This window comes from Diplocloster modestus (assembly GCF_019042245.1).
Classification (GTDB): Bacteria; Bacillota; Clostridia; order Lachnospirales; family Lachnospiraceae; genus Diplocloster; species Diplocloster modestus.
This window is the reverse complement of the sequence record NZ_JAHQCX010000008.1, coordinates 80,647-100,376: the sequence shown is the minus strand read 5'-3', so window position 1 is coordinate 100,376 and position 19,730 is coordinate 80,647. Positions and strand designations below refer to the sequence as shown.

Annotated in this window: 18 protein-coding genes; 16 read left to right on the top strand and 2 right to left on the bottom strand. The window is 48.7% G+C overall.

Annotated elements, in window-relative coordinates; genetic code table 11:
* The first annotated feature begins 28 nt into the window (after nucleotides 1-28).
* The 14 genes from KTH90_RS13105 to KTH90_RS13040 all read left to right on the top strand — a co-directional run bounded on the left by KTH90_RS13105 (nucleotide 29) and on the right by KTH90_RS13040 (nucleotide 14,866).
* A complete protein-coding gene (locus KTH90_RS13105; protein ID WP_158354144.1) occupies nucleotides 29-1,888 on the top strand; it encodes a sensor histidine kinase in 1,860 nt (619 codons plus the stop codon).
* Between the two features lie 12 nt (nucleotides 1,889-1,900).
* Nucleotides 1,901-3,430 carry a response regulator gene (locus KTH90_RS13100; RefSeq protein ID WP_158354145.1) on the top strand — a complete coding sequence of 510 codons (1,530 nt, stop codon included), beginning with the start codon at nucleotides 1,901-1,903 and terminating at the stop codon, nucleotides 3,428-3,430.
* 30 nt (nucleotides 3,431-3,460) lie between these two features.
* The gene (locus tag KTH90_RS13095; protein WP_158354146.1) at nucleotides 3,461-5,113 is read left to right on the top strand and encodes an AMP-dependent synthetase/ligase; all 1,653 of its coding nucleotides are present in this window, start codon (nucleotides 3,461-3,463) and stop codon (nucleotides 5,111-5,113) included.
* A gap of 60 nt (nucleotides 5,114-5,173) precedes the next feature.
* Nucleotides 5,174-5,404, top strand: a complete 231-nt coding sequence (locus KTH90_RS13090; protein ID WP_158347571.1) for an acyl carrier protein — start codon at nucleotides 5,174-5,176, stop codon at nucleotides 5,402-5,404.
* A 176-nt stretch (nucleotides 5,405-5,580) separates the two neighbouring features.
* Nucleotides 5,581-6,840, top strand: coding sequence for a BaiN/RdsA family NAD(P)/FAD-dependent oxidoreductase (locus KTH90_RS13085; protein ID WP_158354147.1), 1,260 nt, complete (start codon nucleotides 5,581-5,583; stop codon nucleotides 6,838-6,840).
* Between the two features lie 36 nt (nucleotides 6,841-6,876).
* Nucleotides 6,877-7,551: a (d)CMP kinase gene (cmk, locus tag KTH90_RS13080; RefSeq protein ID WP_158354148.1), complete on the top strand. Its 675-nt coding sequence runs from the start codon at nucleotides 6,877-6,879 to the stop codon at nucleotides 7,549-7,551.
* The gene (ispH, locus tag KTH90_RS13075) at nucleotides 7,548-8,393 is read left to right on the top strand and encodes a 4-hydroxy-3-methylbut-2-enyl diphosphate reductase (RefSeq protein WP_158354149.1); all 846 of its coding nucleotides are present in this window, start codon (nucleotides 7,548-7,550) and stop codon (nucleotides 8,391-8,393) included. Before cmk ends, ispH begins: the two co-directional genes overlap by 4 nt.
* Nucleotides 8,381-9,559 carry a 30S ribosomal protein S1 gene (rpsA, locus tag KTH90_RS13070; protein WP_158354150.1) on the top strand — a complete coding sequence of 393 codons (1,179 nt, stop codon included), beginning with the start codon at nucleotides 8,381-8,383 and terminating at the stop codon, nucleotides 9,557-9,559. The genes ispH and rpsA overlap by 13 nt, the downstream gene beginning before the upstream one ends.
* 327 nt (nucleotides 9,560-9,886) lie before the next feature.
* Nucleotides 9,887-11,206 (top strand): electron transport complex subunit RsxC, encoded by a 1,320-nt coding sequence (rsxC, locus tag KTH90_RS13065; protein WP_158354151.1) that lies wholly within the window; start codon nucleotides 9,887-9,889, stop codon nucleotides 11,204-11,206.
* 14 nt (nucleotides 11,207-11,220) lie between these two features.
* Nucleotides 11,221-12,153, top strand: a complete 933-nt coding sequence (locus KTH90_RS13060; protein WP_158354152.1) for an RnfABCDGE type electron transport complex subunit D — start codon at nucleotides 11,221-11,223, stop codon at nucleotides 12,151-12,153.
* Nucleotides 12,150-12,782 (top strand): RnfABCDGE type electron transport complex subunit G, encoded by a 633-nt coding sequence (locus tag KTH90_RS13055; RefSeq protein ID WP_158354153.1) that lies wholly within the window; start codon nucleotides 12,150-12,152, stop codon nucleotides 12,780-12,782. The genes KTH90_RS13060 and KTH90_RS13055 overlap by 4 nt, the downstream gene beginning before the upstream one ends.
* Entirely contained in the window at nucleotides 12,775-13,485 is a 711-nt protein-coding gene (locus KTH90_RS13050) for an RnfABCDGE type electron transport complex subunit E (RefSeq protein ID WP_158354154.1), read from the top strand. Before KTH90_RS13055 ends, KTH90_RS13050 begins: the two co-directional genes overlap by 8 nt.
* A 3-nt stretch (nucleotides 13,486-13,488) precedes the next feature.
* A complete protein-coding gene (gene rsxA, locus KTH90_RS13045; RefSeq protein ID WP_158354155.1) occupies nucleotides 13,489-14,064 on the top strand; it encodes an electron transport complex subunit RsxA in 576 nt (191 codons plus the stop codon).
* A 13-nt stretch (nucleotides 14,065-14,077) separates the two neighbouring features.
* Nucleotides 14,078-14,866: an RnfABCDGE type electron transport complex subunit B gene (locus KTH90_RS13040; RefSeq protein ID WP_158354156.1), complete on the top strand. Its 789-nt coding sequence runs from the start codon at nucleotides 14,078-14,080 to the stop codon at nucleotides 14,864-14,866.
* Between the two features lie 510 nt (nucleotides 14,867-15,376).
* Here the strand turns inward: KTH90_RS13040 and KTH90_RS13035 are convergent.
* Together KTH90_RS13035 and KTH90_RS13030 are read right to left on the bottom strand one after the other, a co-directional pair.
* Nucleotides 15,377-15,844: a VOC family protein gene (locus KTH90_RS13035; protein WP_158354157.1), complete on the bottom strand. Its 468-nt coding sequence runs from the start codon at nucleotides 15,842-15,844 to the stop codon at nucleotides 15,377-15,379.
* 84 nt (nucleotides 15,845-15,928) lie between these two features.
* Complete coding sequence (locus KTH90_RS13030; RefSeq protein WP_158354158.1) at nucleotides 15,929-16,771, bottom strand: helix-turn-helix transcriptional regulator; 843 nt, start codon at nucleotides 16,769-16,771, stop codon at nucleotides 15,929-15,931.
* Nucleotides 16,772-17,309: 538 nt separating this feature from the next.
* On the opposite strand from KTH90_RS13030, the gene KTH90_RS13025 reads away from it, so the two are divergent.
* Both KTH90_RS13025 and KTH90_RS13020 read left to right on the top strand, forming a co-directional pair.
* Nucleotides 17,310-18,308: an AraC family transcriptional regulator gene (locus KTH90_RS13025; RefSeq protein WP_158354159.1), complete on the top strand. Its 999-nt coding sequence runs from the start codon at nucleotides 17,310-17,312 to the stop codon at nucleotides 18,306-18,308.
* Between the two features lie 114 nt (nucleotides 18,309-18,422).
* Complete coding sequence (locus KTH90_RS13020) at nucleotides 18,423-19,688, top strand: L-rhamnose isomerase (RefSeq protein ID WP_158354160.1); 1,266 nt, start codon at nucleotides 18,423-18,425, stop codon at nucleotides 19,686-19,688.
* Nucleotides 19,689-19,730: the final 42 nt, after the last annotated feature.

Sequence of the window (19,730 nt, the reverse complement as noted above, 5' to 3'; positions counted from 1 at the left end):
ACATATTATACTGACGAGGGGGGAGAAGATGGTTTCCGACCTGACCGCTGTTATATTTATTATATCCCTGGCAGCAATTGTATTTTATTTTGGCTCAAGTTTAAAGAATCGGAGACAGGGCCTGCTCAACACTCTGTTTATGGAACTGGTATTGCTGTACAGTCTGTGGGTGGTGGCGCTTCTGGGAATGAAATTTACGAAACCGGATAACACGACGCAGCTCATGGTGCTGGACTGTATCACGACGGCGGGGGCGCATATGGCGGCCTTATATCTTACGATCGCGATTGCATTTGTAAAAAGCTACGACAAACTGCCGAAGTATTGTTACTTGCTGTTTATCGTCCCCTGTCTCACGACTTTATTGTGTGTCACGAACCCGCTCCACCATCTGTATTATGTGGAATTTTCAGTGATCAAAAGTGAACTGGTGATGGGGCCCTATGTTCCGATATCTGGATTTTACAGTTATATCTGTCTAGGGGCCAGCAGCTTTATTATGATTAATTTCGCTATAAAGAACCGCAGCCGCTTGTATTTAAAGCAGAGTATCCTGTTCGCGCTGGGAGGTTTCAGCCCGTTGATCGTGAGTGTGATCGCGACGTTTACCAACAGCCTGCCTATCTCGGCGACGGCCCTTAGCTTTATACCTATTATTGTTTTCGACGGCATCGCGATCTATCAGCTGCATCTGGTGGACATCAAACCGATCGCCATGCAGCACGTACTGGACTGGATCTCGGATCTGTACATGGTCCTAAGTGATAAAGGTCTCGTGATTAATTTTAATGTTCCATTTGGGAAGGTGTTCGCCTCCCAGTACGGGATTACGGAGAACCGATATCTGAAGGACTGTGTCAAAGAGGAGGATGTTTCTAAAAAGACGGCAATATATAATATGCTGACTGCCGTCGATGCCTGTATGGAAGCCGACACGGTGATTTCTTACGAACAGGCCGTCACGTTAGAAAAAGAAGGTACGCCGGTAAAATACTATTATGTGACAGATGTATCTCCGTTAAAAAATGGAGATCAGCTGGCTGGTTTTGTAGTAATTTTTAAAGATGTCACGCAGTTAAAGAGAAGTATGCAGCAGCTGCAGGACGGACAAAAGCATATGATGGAGCAGGAACGGTTCGCCTTTCTGGGGCAGATGATGGCGGGGCTGGCCCATAATCTGAAAACTCCGATCATGAGTATATCGGGCTGTGTGGCAACGGTGGACAGCCTGGTAGATGAATATGAGTCCAGCCTCAATGATCCGCAGGTGGTGGAGGAAGATTATCGGGAGATCTGCAATGAGATAAGGGACTGGCTGCAGAAAATCAGCGAATCCACCTCCTATATGTCCGAGATCATCACGGCGATTAAGGGCCAGGCCAACAGCGTGACCCCATTTGGGGATTCCACATTTACCCTGAATGAATTGATGAAACGGACGACGCTGCTGATGCGCCATGAACTTTATACCAGCGGGTGTACTCTTGTGGCCGACTATGATCCGTCCCTGAATGTAACGCTGCATGGGGACATCAATAATCTGATCCAGGTAATGAACAATTTGGTTTCAAACGCGATATATGCACAGAAGCAGGCCGGCGGCGGGAAGATCGTGGTCGGTATGAAAGCGGACAGGGAAGAGCTGCATGTATCTGTGGCGGATACCGGTCCAGGAGTCAGCCCGAATGTGAGGGAACGGCTGTTTAAAGAAATGATAACCAGTAAAGGAACGATGGGAAGCGGATTGGGACTGTATATTTCTAACGCCGTAGTAAGAGGGAAGTTTGGCGGAACCATGTGGTTACAGGATAACCCTGGCGGAGGCGCTGTCTTTGGATTTTCAATTCCATTGGGGGCTGCTCCTGTTGTTAAGAGAGAGGAATCGTAAGAGGTACAGTGTATGAGACAGGGAAAACGAATGACTAAAAGGAACACTTTCTCGATTTTGACAGTGGATGATGATCCTATTATGACATCAACGCTGCAGGCTTATTTCCAGAGATCGGGATATCTCGTTGACACGGAGAATGATCCGTCGAAGGCTGTGGAGCGGGTGAGAAACGGCAGATATGACATCCTTCTGCTGGATTTCCTGATGATTCCTATCTGTGGAGATCAGGTGGTGGAGCAGATCCGTCGGTTTAATAAAGAAATTTATATTATTTTGCTGACTGGTCACAAAAGCATGGCTCCGCCGATCAAGACAATACGGGAACTGGAGATACAGGGATATTTTGAGAAAAGTGACCGGTTTGATCAACTGGAATTGCTTGTGGAATCCTGTGTAAAATCGATTCGCCAGATGCGGACGATTCAGGAGTATCAACATGGTTTGTCTGCCATTCTGGATATTCTGCCTCGTATTTATCACCTTCAGGCAGCGGAAAAGCTGGCGGAAAGCATTATGGAAGGTGTCCGGGAAATCACCCGGTCGGAAGATGTATTTGTGGGGATAAATTCCTGTAACTGCGTTACGTTTCCGGCAGGGAACGGACTTGGGACAGAACTGCCAGAATGCATTATGAAGCGGAACGGGCACTATTTTTCGGATGAAGTGGTGGCGCGGTATGTACATATGTTCCGGGATGAGGGCAGAAAGGAGCCGATGGAAGAGGAAGAGCTCCTGATGATCCCGATCCGCAGCGGCCAGCTGGAGTGTATTGGGCTGATCGGGATCAGATGCCTGCATGGGATCCGTTTTGAGCAAAAGCAGCTTCTGGAGATTTTTGCCAGACAGTCCGCGCAGGCTGTTCAGAATACCATACTTCATGCCATGGTAAATAAACATAAGGAAGAACTGGGAAAAGCTTATGATGATCTGCGGGACGGCTATATAGAGGTGGTCAGCACCATGCGGTTGATGGTGGATGCCAGAGATATCTATACCCGCGGCCACTCGGACCGGGTTTCCTATTACGCGGTGCGCACGGCGCAGCAGCTAGGCAGGAGCAGCGACTACTGCGAGAGGCTTAAAGTCGCCAGCCTGTTCCATGATATCGGGAAGTTGGGGGTACCGGATTCTATCCTTCTAAAAGAAACCAAGCTGAGCGAAGACGAATACGAAAGGGTCAAAAAACATGCGGCAAAAGGAGCGGAGATACTTTCAGCGATCCGAAGATTTGGGGATATCGCGCCTATTGTGCGCGGACACCATGAACGGTATGACGGCGGCGGATATCCGGACGGGCTCAGGCAGAATGATATACCGGAGGAGGCCAGGATCATAGCGGTGGCAGATTCCTTCGACGCCATGACTTCCGACCGGCAGTACCGGAAATCCCTGGGTTTTGACAAAGCGGTGAGGGAACTGACAGACGGCAGGAACACCCAGTTTGATCCGGACATAGTGGATGCCTTTTTAATTGTATTAAACGATTACGAGAAGATAAAAGAGGAGCTGACCTGGACATATGAAGAGGCGGTTCTGTAGAAGAAAACACTTAAAAAGCAGGAGGCTTAAATGAAAAAATTCCCTTTGTATGATACCGAATATTTTGATACGATACCAGCATACCTAGACGGACTTTCACGTAAATTCGGGACTCGGGAGGCTATTTCTTACTTTACCAGAAAACAGGAAAAAGTTACAATCACTTATGAGGAACTGATCTTACGCGTCACATATTTGAAAGAAGAGCTGATTGCAATGGGTATGGCGGGCTGCCATATTGCGATCGTCAGTGAAAACAGCTGCGACTGGGTTGTGGCCTGCCTGGCGGTTATGGCCTGCGGATCGGTTGCCGTGTGTGTGGATATCGAGCAGTCCGATGACAGCATCAGAGAGATGGTTCAGATGTCGGACGCGGCGGCAGTCTTTACTTCCGCAGGATACCGGTCGGTTTTTGATCCGGTCAGTGTGGACCAGTTAGATTTAAAGCATGTAATATTAATGGGAGCACAAAAGGAGGGAACACTGAGCCTTGAAGAATTGTGCGAAAAGGGTAGAAAACATGCGAAAGAACAGAAAAGTGACCGTATTTCGATACAGCCGGAGCAGCCAGCGGTAATTGCCTTTACATCGGGCACTACCAGCAAATCCAAATTGGTGATTTTAAGCCATAAGAATATCTTGAAAAATATGTGCGATTCCTGTTTGTATGTGACTTTTGAAGAGACCGTTTTCTGCTCGCTGCCTTTTTATCACACATACGGGCTGACCTGTTCCATACTGGGATCGCTGCTAAGAGGGACTCACGTCTATATAAACGGGGATCTGAAAACGATGCTGCGGGATCTGAAACTGGCCCAGCCAGATACTATGCTGACAGTTCCCCTGATTGTGGAATCCATCTATAATCAAATCTGGCTGAATGCGGAGAAAGCAGGAAAAGCAGAGCAGCTGAAAAAACTGTTAAAACTGGTCCGGACTTTAAGAAAATGTGGAATCCGTATTAAGAGTAAGACTCTGGAAGGAATCCGGGAACAGATCGCGGGCAATCTGCACATCATGATCTGTGGCGGGGCTCATCTTGGAAAAGAGATTTCGGAGGATTTTGAGTCCTTAGGTATCCTTATTTTACAGGGCTATGGAATCACCGAATGTTCACCGCTGATCTCCGTAAACAGCAATCGGTCTTACAAGATGGGGTCCGTAGGGTATGTGCTGCCCAGCTGTGAGGTCAGGATCGTGGAGGATGAGATATGGGTCCGGGGAGATTCCGTGATGGAAGGATACTATAAATCACCGGAGCAGACGAAAGAAGTAATGGAGAATGAATGGTTTAAAACCGGTGATCTGGGATATCAGGATAAAGATGGATGCCTGTATCTGACCGGACGAAAAAAGAATTTGATTGTATTTAAAAATGGGAAGAAAACATCACCGGAGAAGCTGGAAGAGATGATCATGCAGGTACCCCTGGTAAAGGAGGTTGTCGTAACCGGTACGGCCAGCGGGACATCCGTGGATGACGTTAAGATTACGGCCAGTATCTATCCGGATCCGGACCGCACCGGTCATATGTCTTCCTATGAAATACTGGAAGCGCTGCAAAAAGAGATCGACTCCATTAATGAAAAACTGCCGACCTATCAGCAGGTCCAGATGATTAATATACGGGAAAAAGAATTTTCTAAGACAGGCACGAAAAAGATTAAGCGGCATATGGCTTAAGCTTCGATTTGGCTTGAGAATCAACTATGGAATTAGAAATGAAAGGGTGGAGGATGAATCATGCTGGAATTTATCCAGGACGCAATTTATACAGTGACCGGTAAAAAAGGGGTCACCTATGACACCGATTTTATAAAAGATCTGGCTTTAAATTCATTTGATATTATGAATATTATTGTCATTTTTGAAGATCATTTTGATATCTCGATCCAACCGCGGGAGGTCTGGCATCTGCATCTGGTCCGGGATGTGATCGAGTATCTGGAGGAGAGAGGAATCACCCAGCCATAAATTAGAATAGACAAAAAACCTGGGGCCATGATATAATGTCGTCAGACATTATATCTGCGCCGGAGCGCTTTCCTTAGCGCGGAGTGCGCATCCCACGGAGGGATCATGATTGCTATGCAATCGTGATATAATGTCGTCAGACATGAATAGACCAGATATTTGGAATGGAGACAGGAATGAAAAGGGTTTTAATTATCGGCGGAGGCGCTGCGGGCATGGCAGCGGCTGTTTTTGCCGCCCGAAGCGGTGTCTGTCAGGTAGAAGTTTTTGAGAAAAATGAGAAGTTGGGAAAAAAACTATTTATCACAGGAAAAGGACGCTGCAATGTGACAAACGCTTGTGATACGGAAGAATTATTCACCAGTGTGCGGTCCAATCCGAAGTTTTTATATAGCGCTTTCTATGGATTTACAAATCAGGATGCAATGCAATTCTTTGAAGATCTGGGAGTCCCGTTGAAAGTGGAGCGTGGGAACAGGGTCTTTCCGGTGTCCGACCATTCTTCGGACATCATCCGTGGATTGGAAAATGAAATGAAACGCCTCAATGTGCAGATCCATCTGCGTGCGGAAGTGGCAGACATTATAATAGAAGAAACTCGTTTTCATGGAATCCGGTTAAAGGATGGCCGGGTGGTGGACGCTGATGCCTGTGTGGTAGCAACAGGCGGATTTTCCTATCAGGCGACCGGCTCCACCGGCGATGGCTACCGGTTTGCAGAGGCCGCCGGCCATCAGGTGACCCAGCTCTCGCCATCCATTGTCCCGCTGGAAGTAAAAGAGGACTATGTAAAGCGTCTGCAGGGCCTGTCCCTGAAAAATGTACAGGTAACGATTTCAGCCGGAAAGAAGGAGCTGTATTCGGACTTTGGGGAAATGCTGTTCACCCACTACGGGGTCAGCGGTCCGCTGATCTTAAGCGGAAGCAGTTATATCACGAACCAGATTGGGAAGGAAACACTAACGCTTTCTATCGACCTGAAACCTGCGCTTACCCAGGAACAGCTGGACCATCGGATTCTGCGGGATTTTGAGGAAAACCGGAACAGGGATTTTAAAAATTCACTGGGGAAATTATTCCCCGCAAAATTAATACCGGTGATCGTGGCATTAAGCGGAATACCGGAGGAGAAAAAGATCCATGAGATCTCCAGAGAAGAACGGCAGCAGCTGGTGAGACTGATCAAACATCTGACGATGACAGTGTCCGGGCTTCGGGGATATCAGGAAGCGATTATTACCAGGGGTGGAGTGAATGTAAAAGCAGTCAATCCGTCCACCATGGAATCCAGAATGACACAAGGACTTTATTTTATCGGAGAGGTTCTGGATCTGGATGCAGTGACCGGGGGATTTAATCTTCAGATCGCCTGGTCTACAGCATATACGGCCGCGCAGGGAATCATAGCAGCGGCGGAAGACGGACAGGTCTCATAAGCTGTGCGTCGAAGAAGCAACAAGGGAGGAAGGTTTATGGGCTATAGTATTGCAATTGACGGACCTGCGGGAGCGGGGAAGAGTACGATTGCGAGGCGGATTGCGAAATCGCTGTCATTTGTATATGTGGACACCGGGGCCATGTATCGGGCGATTGCGCTGCACCTGATCAGACAGGGGGTTTGGCCGGGCGATTCCGATCAGATCGGAAAGGTATGCCAGGAGGCGGATATCACGATACGCTATCAGGACAGTGAGCAGCAGGTTCTCCTGAACGGGGAGAATGTAAACGGGCTGATCCGCACGGAGGAAGTTGGAAATATGGCCTCCGCCTCATCGGTAAATCCAAAGGTGAGACTGAAGCTGGTGGAGCTGCAGAGAGCTTTGGCGGCCGGAGCGGATGTGGTGATGGACGGCAGGGACATCGGCACCTATGTGCTGCCGGACGCATTCGTGAAGATCTATCTGACGGCCAGTGTTAAGACCCGGGCAAATCGAAGATATCTGGAATTGCAGAAAAAGGGAATGGAATGCGATCTCGCACAGATCACCGAAGATATAGAAGAACGGGATCACAGAGACATGACCAGGGATTTCGCTCCGCTTCGGCAGGCTAAAGACGCGGTTCTGGTAGATACGTCCTCTATGAATATTGAAGAAGTGGTAGATCAGATCCTGAAGTTATATAAGGAGAAGAGAGCAAAGTTATGAAAGTAAAGCTTGCGAAATCCGCGGGATTCTGTTTTGGAGTAAAGCGCGCGGTGGACAGAGTGTATGAAGAAGTGGAAAAGGGAGGAAGCCCGATCTATACATTTGGTCCGATCATTCATAACGAGGAGGTCGTGGATGATCTGGAGCGGAAAGGTGTATCGGTAATTCATACGGAGGAAGAATTAAAACAGCTGAAAAAAGGTACCGTTATCATACGTTCTCACGGAGTATCCAAACATATTTACCAGGTAATCGAGAAACAGGGGTTGAAAATGATCGATGTGACCTGTCCGTTCGTCCTGAAGATCCATCGGATCGTGGAACGGGAGAGTGCCCTGGGAAAACATATTGTAATTATTGGCAATGATAAGCATCCCGAAGTGGAGGGAATCAAAGGCTGGAGCAGTGGTAAAACTACCGTTATAGAGTCTTTGGAGGAGGCCCAAAGCTTCCAGGTTCCCGGGAACGAGGAGCTTTGCGTGGTTTCCCAGACGACATTTAACAACAATAAATTTCAAGATTTAGTTGAAATTCTCTCTAAAAAGGGTTATGATATACTTGTTGTAAATACGATTTGCAATGCCACAGAAGAGCGACAGGCAGAAGCAAGGCAAATTGCCAGGGAAGTCGATGCTATGGTTGTGATTGGAGGCAGGCACAGCTCCAATACACAGAAGCTATATGAAATATGTAAAAAGGAATGTAACGATACTTACTATATACAGACTCTGAATGACTTAGATGTGCAGAAGCTGTTGTCCGTTGGCTGCGTAGGTATTACTGCAGGGGCTTCCACCCCAAAGAAAATAATTGAGGAGGTTCAAAAGGAATGGCAGAAATGAGCTTTGAACAAATGTTGGAAGAATCTTTTAAAACAATACGTACAGGAGAGGTAGTCGAGGGCACAGTCATCGGTGTGAAAGAAGATGAAATCATCTTAAACATAGGTTACAAAGCAGACGGCATTCTCACAAGAAATGAATATACCAATGAGTCGAATGTGGACCTGACCCAGATTGTTTCCGTAGGGGATACGATGGAAGTGAAAGTTCTGAAGGTAAATGACGGGGAAGGACAAGTTCTGTTGACCTATAAACGTCTCGCTGCCGAGAGAGGCAATAAGAAACTGGAAGAAGCCTTCAATAATCAGGAAGTTCTCACCGCTAAGGTCAGCCAGGTCCTGGACGGCGGATTGAGCGTAGTTATCGATGAAGCTCGTGTATTCATTCCGGCCAGTCTGGTGTCCGATTCTTATGAAAAAGACCTGACGAAATACGCGGATCAGGAGATCGAATTCGTGATTACCGAGTTCAATCCGAGACGCAGAAGAATCATTGGCGATCGCAAACAGCTGCTGGTTGCGAAGAAAGCGGAACTTCAGAAGGAATTGTTCGCCAGAATCCATGTGGGCGATGTGGTGGAAGGTACCGTCAAGAATGTGACCGATTTTGGTGCATTTATTGATCTGGGCGGTGCGGATGGTCTGCTTCATATCTCTGAAATGTCCTGGGGCAGAGTGGAGAACCCTAAGAAAGTATTCAAGGTTGGCGAAGTGCTGACAGTACTGATCAAGGATATTAACGGCGATAAGATTGCCCTGAGTTTAAAATTTGAGGATCAGAATCCCTGGTTAACAGCCGCGGAAAAATATGCGGTTGGGAATATCGTAACCGGTAAGGTGGCCAGAATGACCGATTTCGGTGCGTTTGTGGAACTGGAGCCGGGTGTGGATGCATTATTGCATGTATCCCAGATTTCCAGGGAACATGTGGAGAAACCTTCGGATGTGTTGCGGGCCGGCCAGGAGATCACTGCGAAAGTGGTAGATTTCAACGGGGATGACCGCAAGATCAGCTTGAGCATGAAAGTCCTGGAGGCTCCGTTGGAAGAGCATACAGAAGAAGCAGTTTCGATGGATGTGGATGCTTATATCGCGGAACAGACGGATGAGGAAGCGCTGGAAGCGGCTTCTGTAGAGAATACAGAGGAATATACCGAAGAAGTTTAAACACTGGTTCGAACAGAGGTTGTAAATTAAAAAGAATGTCCAACAGGGCATTCTTTTTTATTCGATAGGAATAGGAATTCAATATTGATAAAATTTTAACGTCAGATGGTTCCCAATCCAAGTTTATTATAACACTTTGCAAAGAAATAGGGTAGTAATTTTATGTAAAAATCTGTATATTAGTAGTAGGGCTCTGAATATAACTTATTAATCTGTTCAGAGAATCAGGAGAAAAAAAGGTGAGCCAAAGGTTCACCGATACCTGAATATGCGGTGCGCAAAATTTGTGCCGCTTCAGGAAATCATGAGAGAGGTAGGTAAAGAATTATGGCGCGATTGACGTTCAAGGGAGGAATCCATCCTTATGACGGAAAGGATTTATCCAAAGACAAGGCAATCGTTAGTGTGCTGCCAAAGGGGGATCTGGTATTTCCGCTGTCTCAGCATATCGGGGCGCCGGCCAAGCCGGTGGTTGCGAAGGGCGATCCCGTGCTGAGAGGGCAGCTGATTGCCGAAGCCGGCGGGTTTGTATCCGCTCCGGTGCATTCATCCGTATCCGGAACAGTGAAGGGAATCGAACCCAGACTTACGGTTACGGGTACATTGATGGACGCGATTATCATCGAAAACGACGGGAAGTACGAAGAAGTTGCATATGAGCCTGTTGATGACGTGTCGGAATTAACAAAAGAGGAGATCATAAAAAGGATCCAGAATGCCGGTATCGTCGGAATGGGCGGGGCCGGGTTCCCGACACATGTGAAGCTCTCACCGAAGGAACCGGAGAAGATCGAATATATCATTGCCAACTGTGCAGAATGTGAACCTTATCTGACCAGCGATTACCGGAGAATGCTGGAAGAACCGGAGAAGCTGGTAGGCGGTCTGAAAGTGATCCTGTCGTTGTTTGACAACGCAAAAGGAATACTGGCGGTGGAAGATAACAAACCGGACTGCATCACGCTGCTGAAACAGGTGGCTAAGGACGAACCCAGGATAGAAGTGAGACCGCTGAAGACCAAATATCCTCAGGGAGCGGAGCGTATGCTGATCTACGCTGCGACAGACCGCATGATTAATTCATCTATGCTGCCTGCTGATGCGGGTTGTATCGTGAATAACGTGGATACCATTGTGGCGGTTTATAAGGCGGTTCTGGAGGGAAAACCTCTGATGGAGCGTATCGTTACAGTGACGGGAGATGCCATAAAGGATCCCCGGAATTTCTGTGTACATACCGGCACCATCTATGCGGAACTGATCGAAGAAGCAGGCGGGTTCAAACAGGAACCGGCAAAAATTGTATCCGGCGGCCCTATGATGGGATTTGGTATCTATGATCTGAATGTGCCCACCACGAAAACATCCTCCGCACTGTTGTGTATGACGAAAGATGAGATCGCCATGTACGAGCCGTCCAGTTGTATTAACTGCGGGCGCTGTGTGGAAGGATGCCCGGAACATCTGATTCCGTCCAGGCTGGCTGATTATGCAGAGCATTATGATGAGGCAGCCTTCCAGAAATGGGACGGCATGGAATGCTGTGAATGCGGCTGCTGCAGTTTCGTCTGCCCGGCGAAACGGTGCCTGACGCAGTCCATAAAATCCATGAGAAAAATGATTCTGGCGAATCGGAAAAAGAAATAAGAGAGGTGGAAATTGTGAGTGATTTAAAAAGCGTATCTTCCTCACCGCACATCAGAGATAAAGCCACCACCAGTTTTATTATGCTCATGGTGGTCATTGCCCTTTTACCGGCAACGGTGTTCGGTGTGATTCAATTCAAATTACCGGCGTTAAGCCTGATACTGGTATCGGTAGCTACCTGTGTGCTGACAGAATACCTGTATGAAAAGCTGATGCACAAAAAGATTACGATCGGGGATTTCAGCGCGGTTGTTACCGGTCTTTTGCTGGCCCTGAACCTGCCGCCGACGCTTCCCTGGTGGATCGCAGTTATCGGCAGTGTGTTTGCCATCCTGGTAGTCAAGCAGCTGTTTGGCGGTCTGGGACAGAATTTTATGAACCCGGCGTTAGGCGCCAGATGCTTCCTGCTGATCTCCTTTACGGCCAGAATGACATCCTTTGCCTATGACGGGGTTACCGGTCCGACTCCTCTGGCCGTATTAAAGAGCGGCGGTTCTGTGAACACGCTGGATATGGTGATCGGACGTATACCGGGAACCATCGGTGAGACTTCCGTGATTGCGATTATGATCGGCGCTATTTTCCTGATCCTGATGGGAATCATAGATCTTCGCGTTCCCGGTACATATCTTGTTACTTTCGTTGTGTTCCTGGTCATTTTCGGGGGACACGGCTTTGACATGAATTATATCACCGCACAGCTGGCCGGCGGCGGCCTGATGCTGGGTGCCTGGTTTATGGCCACGGATTACGTCACGTCCCCGATCACTAAGACCGGGCAGATCGTCTATGGAATTTTGCTGGGGGTTCTGACCGGCTTATTCCGTCTGTTCGGGCCCAGCGCAGAAGGGGTATCCTATGCGATCATTATCAGCAACCTGCTGGTTCCTCTGATTGAGCGCATTACCCTTCCGAAGGCATTTGGGAAAGGGGGAAAACGCGCATGAACAGAATCGTAAAAGATACGATTATATTGACAGTCATCACACTGGTGGCCGGAGTCCTGCTGGGGCTGGTGTATGAAGTGACCAAGGACCCCATAGCAGTGCAGAAAGAGTTGAAAAAACAGGAAGCATACAAGACCGTATTTTCCGACGCGGAGAAATTCGAGCAGGCGCCGGATACAGAGGATGCAAGCGCAAAAGCGCTTGTGGACGGCGGGTTCAACAGTGCGGATGCCGAAAAGGCCAGTATCGTGATTAATGAGACGATGAAAGCTCTGGATGCCGGCGGCAATGTTCTGGGCTATGCGATGAATATCACTACAACCCAGGGATACGGCGGTGACATCACCTTTACACTGGGAATTCGAAACGACGGAACCGTGAACGGCTATGAGATCCTCTCCATCAGCGAGACGGCCGGCTTAGGGATGAAGGCGAAGGAGGATGCGTTCAAACAGCAGTTTTCCGGCAAAAAAGTTGACAGCTTTGCCTATACCAAGACAGGTGCCTCTGCGGATAATGAGATCGATGCGATCAGCGGTGCGACGATCACGACCAAAGCCATGACGGACGCGATCAATGCCGGGCTCTGCTGGTTTCAGACATTGGAAGGGGGCAGTGTAAATGAATAAATGTACTGAACGTCTCTATAACGGTATCATCAAAGAGAATCCGACGTTTGTCCTGATGCTGGGTATGTGTCCCACGCTGGCGGTAACCACGTCGGTGATCAACGGTGTGGGGATGGGATTATCCACGACAGCAGTGCTGGTCATGTCCAATCTGCTGATCTCCCTGCTGCGCAATATTATCCCGGACCGGGCCCGTGTGCCCGCATTTATCGTCATCGTGGCATCCTTCGTTACGGTAACGGAGTTTCTGGTAGAAGGATTTCTGCCCAGCCTGTATGACTCGCTGGGAATCTATATTCCTTTGATCGTGGTGAACTGTATCATCCTGGGCCGCGCGGAGTCCTATGCTTCGAAGAATCCGGTATTTCCGTCTATTTTCGACGGAATCGGTATGGGGCTGGGTTTTACCATAGGTCTGTGCTGCATCGGAGCGGTGAGAGAGCTGTTAGGTTCCGGGCAGCTGCTTGGAAGACAGATCATGCCGGCTTCCTATGAGCCCATTACGATCTTTGTGCTTGCCCCCGGCGCGTTTTTCGTGCTGGCGGTATTGGTTGCCATCATGAATAAGGTTCGCGCCCGTGCGGAGAAAAAGGGAAGACCCCTGCCTCCCGCGCAGGGATGTCTCGGCGGGGACTGCAGTTCCTGCATGAATAACGCCTGTGGGGGACATCTGTTCCCGGGACAGGAAAAGGAGGGAAAATAACAGATGAAAGAATTGATATTAATTGCCATCGGATCTGCGCTGGTAAATAACGTTGTATTGAGCCGATTCCTGGGTCTGTGTCCCTTCCTTGGGGTATCCAAAAAGGTGGAGACGGCCGCCGGTATGGGTGGAGCGGTCATCTTCGTCATCACGATTTCCTCGTTTGTGACCAGCCTGGTCTATCAGTATATCCTGACTCCTGCACAGCTGACCTACCTGCAGACCATCGTCTTCATCCTGGTCATCGCGGCTCTGGTACAGTTTGTGGAGATGTTCTTAAAGAAGAAAATGGTCTCCCTGTACAACGCGCTGGGCGTGTACCTGCCGCTGATCACCACCAACTGTGCGGTATTGGGCGTTGCGCTGACGAATGTACAGAAAAGCTACGGCATCCTGGAAGGAGTCGTAAACGGTTTTGCGACAGCAGTGGGATTCACGATTTCCATCGTGATTCTGGCCGGTATCCGGGAAAAAATTGAATACAATGATATATCCCCTGCATTCAAGGGTTCACCCATAGTGCTGATTACGGCCGGCCTGATGGCAATCGCCTTCTGCGGCTTTGCCGGCTTGATATAGGAGGGGGAGACAGATGTTAACTGGAATATTGATAGCGACCGCCGTAGTCGGCGGAACCGGTCTGCTGATCGGCCTGATGTTAGGCGTAGCCGGTGAAAAATTAAAAGTAGAAGTGGATGAGCGGGAGGAGGCTATCCTGGGCGTACTCCCTGGTAACAACTGTGGAGGCTGCGGCTATGCGGGCTGTTCCGGTCTGGCAGCTGCTATCGTCAAAGGAGAAGCCGCGGTGGGCGGCTGTCCTGTGGGCGGAGCCCCGGTGGCGGAACAGGTGGCGGCCATTATGGGCCAGGAAGTCGGGGAAGCGACCCGGATGGTGGCTTTCGTCAAATGTGCCGGAACCTGTGAACGCACGGAGCAGGATTACAATTATCATGGAATCGAAGACTGTAAGATGATGGCATTCGTACCGGCCGGCGGGCCTAAGTCCTGCAACCACGGCTGTATCGGCTACGGATCCTGTGTGAAAGCCTGTCAGTTCGACGCCATCCATATCGTGGACGGGATCGCCCTGGTGGACAAAGAAGCCTGTAAGGCTTGTGGAAAATGCGTCAGCGAATGTCCGAAGAACCTGATCGAGCTGGTTCCCTATGAGCAGGAGCGATTGGTTCAGTGTAATTCCATGGACAAAGGCAAAGATGTCATGAAGATCTGTAAAGTAGGCTGCATCGGCTGCCGCATGTGTGAAAAGGTCTGCGAGGCAGACGCCATCACGATAACGAATAATGTAGCTCACATCGATCCGGAAAAATGTACCGGCTGCGGTGCCTGCAAGGAGAAGTGTCCCAGGAAGATTATACTTTGATTGGGGATTTTACTTAGGGCCGGAGCGGGCTGTCGCAAAGGCGGACGCTGGGGGCGGGTGACTGTCTGAAAACCAGGGCGCCGGCCTCCGGGTGTCCGCCCAGTCCAAGCGTGTCCCGGGAGGCTGGCAGAGAGAGCGGGGGCTATGGTCCTCCTCCTCACTTAAGGCTGTTACCCGGTGAAATCTAAATGAAATCGGGCCGGCAGGTTTGCGGTTCGTGGCTGATTCACCCCGAATGCCGATGCATTCGCGGTTCAGCAGCCACCGAAAGACTGCAGGGAACGCAGTCTTTCGCCACAAACCTGCCGGCCCGATTTCATTAAGATTTTACACGGGTGCCTTATGTGAGGAGGAGGACCATAGCCCCCGCTCTCTCTGCCAGCCTCCCGGGACACGCTTGGACTGAGCGGACACCCGGCGGCCGGCGCCCTGGTTTTCAGACAGTCACCCGCCTCGGCGTCCGCCTTTGCGACAGCCGCTCCTGCTTTGGTGAAAGATGCACAGAGACGGTTAATCGGCTTCGCTTAGCATTTTCTGGACGTCTGGGACTTTGACATCCATGCGGATAGCTATTTCATCCAGTGTCATACCAGCGGTAATGTATTTTTCTGCTACGGATTTCATGCTTTCGCCTACTTCGATGAGGTGCTGGTCCGGATCATAGAAGCGGATGACACGCTGGCCCCAGGGCATTTCCCGGGAGGGGTGGAGCAGGTCGATCTCTGGATGGGATTTAAGCTTTTGAAGGAAGGTGTCGAAGTCTTTTGTTTCAAAATAGATTTCGCAGTTATTTTCTTTTTTCTTCATTTCTACCTTGGGTATGCCGGTCAGCCAGTCAAAATCCTGCTGCAGTACCAGACCGCAGTCGAAAGATATCATACGCCCGTAATCATCTGATACAGTTAAATGAAATAAATCCTCATAGAAAGCTTTTGCTTTATGGATATCCGCTACTGCGAACAGACAGCTAAAAATCATGTGAAAACCTCCATTCGTTTGATTTGTGATATATTTTACAATATCACGAAAGGGTATCGGTTATATAGGAAAAAGACGACATGTTTAGAGGTTATTTAAGGCATCACTGGGCGTCATGGAATGATATTTTTTAAAATTAGCAATGAAATGGGACTGGTCTGCATAGCTATATTTGGCAACCATATCTATATAGTCGATTTTATTGCCGGTACTACGGGCGGCCAGCATTTCCTGCCAGACTGACTGATACCGTACCAAATCCATATAATATCCGGGTGTTATACCCAGTGATTTCATAAATATCCGCTGTGTCTGCCGCTCACTGTAGCACAGATGCTCAGCCAGTCCTTTTAGGGTGCTCACCCCCTTATGCTTCAGTATAAAATCTATACCGTCAAAGAAAGGCAGGCAGACTTGTCCGGAATGGATAAGGCTCTTCACATATTCTTCCGCGGTCAGCATCCGAATCCTAAAATTCTTAATTTCAAAAATTCTTTCCCCCAATTCCCGGACGCCAGGGAAAAAATCATCCGGGGCTACAGCTTGGTTTAAAGTATCCTTCATCGGAACCCGGCTGATCAGGTTCATCGTCCAGGAATGAAAACGTATGGCGAATACAGAGATATTCTTCTCCTGTACATCCCATGCATCAACGGTATAGGTATCATTCAAACCAACAAACAGCATTCGGATGAGCCCGCTGTCACGGTTTTGAATCATAATCAAGTCAGAACAGGTATCCGGTATAAGCAGCACGCCGTCATAAGCCCTGGAGTCATGGGGATTAAAATTGCGTACCGATCCCCAAAAACACCTGACAAAGGGCTGCAGCAGCGTTGAGGCCGGTACCTGAATATAACTGTCATCCATAGTATACGGATGCGCAGTCACAGGTTGGTACCTGACATGAAAATCCAATCGATCCATTCCTCTTATCCTCTCAATGTCATACTCTCAATGTCACACTCTCAATGTCACACTCTCAATGTCACACTCTCAATGTCATACTCTCAATGTCATACTCTCAATGTCATACTCTCAATGTCATATTCTCAATATCTCACTCTCTATACCTCATTAAAATTATATACAAAAGCCTGTGGATTCACAATCAAAAACTTCATATTTCCCTCCTAGATTTATCCAAATACGGTCAACTGGGAGGGGCCTGTCCCCGGATGCCGGTCTATACGAGGAAAAAATGCTTGCTTCTGCGTATATGGGAGTATAGTATTCCAGTTGACATCCGGGGACAGGCCCCTTTCTCTACACAGTTGCCGGAAAGCCCAGCACTGCTGCCGAAAGGTGCCAGTCCCCTCCCGGTGCGGCTGTGAATGGTAACGGGAGCTATCAGTACCCAGGTATCAATACGCAAAAGGAATAAGAGCTGTAATCCCCTCTGCAGTTGTGGTAAAATAGCAGGGTAAGAGAAGTATGCCATCAAAAAGGAGGAATTCCGGAGAAGATGAAGCAGGAACTGATGGAGAGACTGTCCGCGATTACGGAAGAGGAGAGAAGGATCCTGACGGGGGATAAGCAGGTGCAGAGAGAACTGTATACCAGCTCCAGTGAATTTACAGTAGACAGCGCCAAAATGATGGATAAGGGCCGCCTGATTGATATCCGTACCCATACCAGGTTCATACCGTTCCCGGAACATAGACATAATTATATAGAGATCATGTATATGTGTTCGGGAAAGACGACTCATATCATCAACCGGGAGACCAGGCTGGTGCTGGGGGAGGGGGAGCTGTTGTTTTTAAATCAGTTCGCCTCCCATGAGATTCTGGAAGCCGGAAAAGAGGATATCTGTATTAACTTTTTTATCCTGCCCCAGTTTTTCGACGAAGTGCTGCCCATGATTCAGAGGGAAAATGTGTTGAGCGATTTTGTGGTGGACACGCTGCGGAAAAATAATAACAGCGCGGGTTATCTGCATTATAAGGTGGCGGATGTACTGCCGGTCCAGAATCTGGTGGAGAACCTGATCTGGTCTCTGCTCAATCAGCCGGTCAACCACAGGCAGTTAAACCAGACGACCATGGGACTGTTATTTATGCTGTTGGTGAACTATACGGATAAGATCGAGCAGTCCAACCCGGATCAGCAGCAGAGCGCTACCGCCATGCAGACGCTGAAATATATTGAAGAAAATTATCAGACGGCCACGCTGACCGAGCTGGCGGACAGTTTTGGACAGTCCGTCTCCAATATGAGCAAACTGGTAAAGAGCAGCACAGGCAGAACGTTCCAGGAACTGCTGCACGAAAAACGGTTGAATCAAACCGTGCATCTGCTGATGAAAACGGCGCTTCCGATCACAGATATTATTTTCCGGGTGGGCTACGATAATACCAGCTATTTTCACCGGATGTTTAAGGACAGATTTGGGATGAGTCCCAGACAATACCGGATGAACTTTTCCGACCGCCGTGACAGTGAGGATTTGGATGGAAAATAAGGACGTAAATATTGAGAATTAACGTCCTTGTTATCTGTGGGGAAATCCCGTATAATAAATGTCATCAAGGAACTTTTACGAAAACGAATCAGATAGGGAAGGTGGAAAAAAACAATGTACGATGTAAAGCAGGGCTATGAAGCCGCAAAAGCGTATTATGCACAGTTTGGTGTAGAGGTAGACGAGGCAATAAAGGCTGCCAATGAGACTCCGATTTCCATGCATTGCTGGCAGGGAGATGATGTGGCAGGGTTGGAGAAAAAGGAAGACACCGCTCTGACCGGAGGAATCCAGACGACCGGTAACTATCCCGGAAAAGCCAGAAATGGGGAAGAACTTCGGGCGGACCTGGAAGTTGCGATGAAATATATTCCAGGAGAGATAAAAGTAAATCTGCATGCCAGCTACCTGGAAGCCGATACTTTTGTAGACAGAAACGAAGTTGCTCCCGAGCATTTCAAAAAATGGGCGGACTGGGCTGTAGAAAAAGGCGTTGGCCTGGATTTCAACCCTACATACTTCTCTCATCCGTTAAGTGAGAAAGCGACCTTATCCTCCGCGGATGAAGAGATCCGTAAATTCTGGATTCAGCATGGAATCAACTGCCGCCGGATCGGACAGTACTTCTATGAGAGAACCGGTAAGACCTGTGTGATCAATCACTGGACTCCCGACGGGGACAAAGAATTCCCGATCGATACGGTTGGACCGAGACTGCGGATGAAAGACAGCTATGATCAGATCTTCGAAGCTACCAAAGACGTGGTAGGCGTTATGGATGGTATCGAATCCAAAGTATTCGGTATCGGAGCTGAGAGCTATACCGTCGGATCTCATGAATTCAGTATGGCATATGCGTTAAATGCCCGAAAAGATAACATCATCATGACTCTGGACACCGGTCATTTCCATCCAACCGAAGTGGTTTCCGCAAAATTAGGCGCGCTGTATGCGTTTGTGGATCATATTTTATTACACGTATCCCGTCCGGTACGGTGGGATTCCGATCACGTAGTCAGCTTTGACGACGAAACCAGAGCGATCATGGAAGAGCTGGTCCGCCTGAACAGACTCCAGGATACCTATATTGCAACCGATTTCTTTGACGCATCCATCAACAGAATCTGTGCATGGGCCATCGGCCTTCGCAATACCAGAAAAGCAATGCTGGCCGCCTTGTTACAGCCGGTTGATAAGATGAAAGAACTGGAAGCAACCGGAGATGTGAGCGCCAGACTGGCCTTCAAAGAGGAGTTCAAAGCCGCTCCCTTCTCTCTTGTATGGGATTACTACTGTGCGCAGCAGAATGCCGGCGTAAGCCTGGATTGGCTGGAAGAAGTAAAAGCCTACGAATCAGAGATTTTAAAAGTAAGAAGCTAACGATATAACTACTCAAAAAGAGCTCTGTCTGGAATGTTTCCG